The sequence below is a fragment of the Lysinibacillus sp. genome (genome assembly GCF_032093475.1).
In the GTDB taxonomy this organism is placed as follows: domain Bacteria; phylum Bacillota; class Bacilli; order Bacillales_A; family Planococcaceae; genus Lysinibacillus; species Lysinibacillus irui.
On record NZ_DAMDAY010000191.1, the window covers coordinates 1 to 5,006 of the forward strand.

5 protein-coding genes are annotated in these 5,006 nt (G+C 36.9%); 1 reads left to right on the top strand and 4 read right to left on the bottom strand.

Translation table 11 applies throughout. The features are described 5' to 3' along the window. A partial coding sequence (locus RT445_RS22970) for a lytic polysaccharide monooxygenase (protein ID WP_313471669.1) occupies positions 1-1,326 on the top strand: 1,326 nt, incomplete at its 5' end. Between the two features lie 122 nt (positions 1,327-1,448). Here the strand turns inward: RT445_RS22970 and RT445_RS22975 are convergent. The 4 genes from RT445_RS22975 to RT445_RS22990 all read right to left on the bottom strand — a co-directional run. Continuing rightward, the gene (locus tag RT445_RS22975) at positions 1,449-2,015 is read right to left on the bottom strand and encodes a TetR/AcrR family transcriptional regulator (protein WP_312505300.1); all 567 of its coding nucleotides are present in this window, start codon (positions 2,013-2,015) and stop codon (positions 1,449-1,451) included. A 62-nt stretch (positions 2,016-2,077) separates the two neighbouring features. Next, positions 2,078-2,896 carry an alpha/beta fold hydrolase gene (locus RT445_RS22980; protein ID WP_312505299.1) on the bottom strand — a complete coding sequence of 273 codons (819 nt, stop codon included), beginning with the start codon at positions 2,894-2,896 and terminating at the stop codon, positions 2,078-2,080. 264 nt (positions 2,897-3,160) lie between these two features. Beyond that, complete coding sequence (locus RT445_RS22985; RefSeq protein ID WP_312505297.1) at positions 3,161-3,352, bottom strand: hypothetical protein; 192 nt, start codon at positions 3,350-3,352, stop codon at positions 3,161-3,163. Positions 3,353-3,712: 360 nt separating this feature from the next. Further along, positions 3,713-5,006: isopeptide-forming domain-containing fimbrial protein (locus tag RT445_RS22990; protein ID WP_313471671.1), on the bottom strand; the 1,294-nt coding region annotated here is incomplete at its 5' end.

Here is a 5,006-nt window from a genome sequence, read left to right on the forward strand (position 1 = left end):
AAAAAAGGATTAAGTGCTACCATTTTAGCTGCTGGAATCATAGGTGTTTCAATGGCGCCAAATGCATATGCTCATGGGTTTGTTGAAAAACCGGCTAGCAGAGCTGCTTTATGTACTCAAAATTATGGGGCACTTAACTTAATGTGTGGAAACGTTATGTACGAGCCACAAAGTCTAGAGGCACCTAAAGGATTTCCACAAAGTGGACCTGCTGATGGTAAAATTGCATCTGCTGGGGGCCTATTTGGTGGTATCCTTGATCAACAAACTGCAGATCGCTGGTTTAAAAATACGATTACAGGAGGATTAAATACTTTTACATGGAAATATACTGCCCCCCATTTAACAAGTAAATGGCATTATTATATTACAAAAAGTGGTTGGAATCCTAATAAACCATTAACTCGTGCTGATCTTGAACTGATTGGTACTGTTGAACATAATGGTTCTGCCGCATCGAATAATTTAACTCATACAATTAACGTCCCAACTGATCGTAGTGGGTACCACATTATTCTAGCTGTTTGGGATGTAGCTGATACTTCAAATGCCTTCTATAGTGCAATTGATGTTAATTTGGTGAATAATGGTGACGTAGATAAAGAAGCTCCAACTCAACCAGATGGATTACTTACAACAAAAGTTACTTCAAACAGTGCTGAACTAAAATGGAATCCCTCTGCAGACAATGTGGGTGTAAAAGAATATCAGGTATTACGAGATGGTAAAGTAGTTGGCGTGGTACCAGGAACAACATTCACAGATAAAAATTTAAAAGCGAGTACAAAATATACATATACAGTAAAAGCAGTAGATGCTGCTGGAAATGTTTCTAATGAAAGCGAATCGACAGTTGTAGAGACAATGCACACTGTTCCAGATACAGAAGCACCAACGCAACCGACTGCACTACACTCAATGGGAGTAACATCTTCAAGTGTAGACTTAATGTGGACTGCATCAGAGGATAATGTAGCAGTTGACCATTATGTTATATATCAAGGGACACAAGTTGAACAAATGAATGTTGTTGGGACATCAAAAACTACATCATTTATGAACAAGAATCTCCAAGCAAATACAACATATATGTATGCCGTAACTTCCGTAGATACTGCAGGAAATGAATCAATTAGAAGTTCAATTTTAACTGTAACAACAAAAGACCTCGGAGCTTCTTATGAAGAATGGAATCCGTTTAAGGCGTATACAAAAGGAGATAAGGTAGAATATCAAGGAAAGAATTATGAAGCTGTTCAAAGCTATCAAGGATACGGAGATCCAAATTGGATCAACGCGTTGTCTTTATGGATAGAAATACAATAAAATGTAAGTGTAGTAAACAAATTATTATTACGGTCTTGCCGAATATCTAAGTCCCAATCTTTATAAACACTAAAAAGAGCTGTACATAAACGTACAGCTCCTTCTATTGTATTCTCTTGTGCTCACGGCAGAAAGTAAAGCGAATTGCGCACAATATTGTCCAGCATTTCACGATCCGCAGTTACAGTGGTCACTGTAATTCCGTGCATAACATTAACCAGGTATTGGGCCAATGCTTTTATATCCCAGGTTCCCTTCAGCTCACCGCTCTGCACCGCACGTTCTAGCAGTTGGTAAAAGGCTTCCTCGTTCTCAGCCATATTAGCTTTGACCAGATTATATACCTTCTGATGGGAAGCTGCCAGCTCTAACGAGGCATTCACCATAAAACAGCTACGGCGGCCCGTATATTCGATAACCTCATGAAAATATCGCAACAGTAGTTCCTTCGCCGAACCTTGTTCATACAAGATAGACCCCAGTTGTTGTTTGGATTGAAGGTCGTAACGCTCCAAAGCTTGAAGGTACAAATCCTCTTTACTTCCAAAAGTCTCATAAATACTGCTTCGACTAAGTCCAAGCTGCTCCACCAAATCCTGCATAGAACAACCCTCATACCCTTTATGCCAAAACACATCGATGGCCAAATCCAATACTTTAGGAATTTCAAAACTTTTTCTTCTGCTCATAACCCACCTCTTCACAAAACAACCTTAAGCGGCAAAAAAGGTGCGTGAAACTCAAGTGTCACTTAAGCTTGCACAAACTTTAGAATCTCAGCGTTAAACTTTTCCTTCTCTTCAAACACGAGTCCATGGCCGCTTTCTTCAAATACGATAATTTCTGCATTTGGAAACCCTTTAATCTGAGGTTCAAAAGGCATTGTATCATTTTTGCCTTGGAAAATACAAACAGGCACATGAATTTGGTTCAATTCTTCTCGTGAATCTTCATAAGCAAGGCACTTTAGTGACATTGCAAAAGCTACGGGATCTGTATCCAAAGACATGCGATTGTACCAGTCAATAAAAGCTTGGCTTGGCTTTTGATGGAACAAAGTGCTATTGAAATCTTCAATCAGCTGTGGACGGTCTTGCTGTGCAGCTTCTATAAGAGACTCCATAACCTCAACTGGCAAGCCATATGGATAATCCGATCTTTGCGTGAAGAGAGGTGTAGCTGCAGAAGCAAGCACCATTTTTGAAACGCCATAACCTTGATGTCTTGCCATATATCTTACTGCAATGGCTCCTCCCATCGAGAAGCCCACAAGGGTAGCATTTTTAATCTCTAGATGCTCAAAAACCCTGCGAATGTCATCCGCAAACTGATTGTACGAATAGCCATTGAGCGGACGGTCAGATTTGCCGAAACCTCTTAAATCAATACCAATGTAGCGAATCCCTTTGAAAGGTAGAACGTTTCTTTGGTATTCATACATTGCTTGCCCGACAGGAAGACCATGTATGAATACTACCGGCTTCCCTTCACCGACATCTTCTACATATAAGTTTACGTTGCCTCCCACAGATACAAAATGGCCTGAAGCTGTTGTTAATCTTTGAGTCATATTAATAACCCTCCATATTATCATTTATTGTTATTCCAAGTCATTATGGAACAATCATTCCGAAAAGAGTTTAAAAAAAGAGTCACTTCGACTCAATTGCTTCCTACCTTTGATGAAAGTAGTCTGTCCTTTTTTGGAATGAACGTTCCATAACGAAAGTGATTATACTCTTTTTTACTCCTAGTAGTCAAACACAATTAAATACTTTTATTTACATGAAAATAAAAATGAACAGCAATTGGGGAATGAAGTACTCGATTATTACTACCTTTTATGGTATAATAAGTCAATTCTCCTTCTAAAATTAGGATGATCTTCTCCATATGGATGGAAATGAGCTTCAATTCCATTATCATCTTTATCTATCTGAAAATATAGAACTCGATGATTCTTACAAGAACTTTCCCAAATTTTTTTGAATTTAATATCAGATTTTATTAAAGCTTTTAAATCCATACCATATCACCTCGTTAATCTTATAAATTAATTATCCTAATTATCACCATAAATATCCAGTTATTTTAGAAAAAGGGTTGTTCAATAAAATTGTCCTTAATTGAAAAAAGACCCATTCCTTATTAAAGAAATGCGACCGATGTTGAAAGAACGTTTTTCATCTAAAGTCCCTGGCCTAAAATAGTTTAAACACATAGTTATTTTTACTAAAACACCATTATAGAAACGAATGCATCTGTTCGATATCTGATACAATGCTATTAAATGTAATTTTAAACAAAAACAACAGTACCTTTGGTTACCCAATTTTGGATATACTTTCAGGTACTGTTGTTGTTGGTTAATTAATAAATATCTTTTCTAAACTCTTTTTCTATTCAGAAGACCAAAAAGTGCAAATCCAACCAAGAGAATACCGATAAGGTTCATAAAACCTGTCTGCTTTTCACCTGTTTGAGGCAATATTTGCTGTTTCTCTTTTTTCGTATAGTCTTCTGGGGTAATATTACTTTCATTGGTATTACTATCAATACTATTAGCATCTTTACTAGTATTACTGTCTGTATTAGAACTGCCATTCATACCAATATTGCCGTCTGTATTGGTATTACTATCCGTACCAGTATTATCCTCTGTATTAGTATTACCATCCGTATCAGTATTACCGTCTGTATTAGTATTACCATCCGTACCAGTATTACCGTCTGTATCAGTATTACCACCCGTATCAGTATTACCATCCGTACCAGTATTACCGTCTGTATTAGTATTGCCATCCGGAACTACCTGAACCACTTCTGTTTTAGCTGGAGGTGTTGTAATTTCATTATTTTTTGAGTCATATGCAATTGCTATGTTCTCTATTGTTGCATTTAAAGCACTTGGTAACACTTTTACTCTGAACTTAATAGTAGCTGTTTCCCCCGCTTTTAATACGACAGGTTGAATAATTAACTCACCATTTTTCCAAACATCAGTATCCATTAATTCTTTGCCATTTAAAATAGTAGACCCTGGAACTAGCTCAACATGAGCAGGTAGTTTATCTTTGATTGTACCATTCCAAGATTCAATTTTTTCTTCGTTTTTAGCTTCAATTGTATAGGTTATAAGACTACCTATATTTGCTTTTGCTTTATCTACTTCTTTAGTTAACTTTATATCAACCGGTAAAACTTGGATATCCGTACTTGGCTTATCCGGATCATCAATATTGTCTCCACCAACAGCAGCAATATTTTTGATTTCCTCGCCGGATTGTCCCGACAAGATTTTAGCTTCAAATGAGACTGTATACCATTCCGTATCTTTCACATCACCAAATTCCGCGATTACAGCGCCATTACTGAATGAACCTTTACCATTATGACTAACTTTAATACTATCTTCTACATATTGTATGCCTGTAGGAAGCTTGTCTGTAATCGTAAAGTTTTTAATGATACTTTCAGATACTTTATTACGTGATTTAATTGTATAAACTATCGTGTCTCCAACTTCAAAATTGTTCTTTCCTGTTTGTGCATTTACAGCAGTTTTACTAGATTCCAAAATTGGATTACGTGGATAGACATTGACTACCTCTTCTGGTTTATCTGGAGTTGGAATATTATCGCCTGTAACTGTCGCTACATTTTTAATATCCAATCCTGCT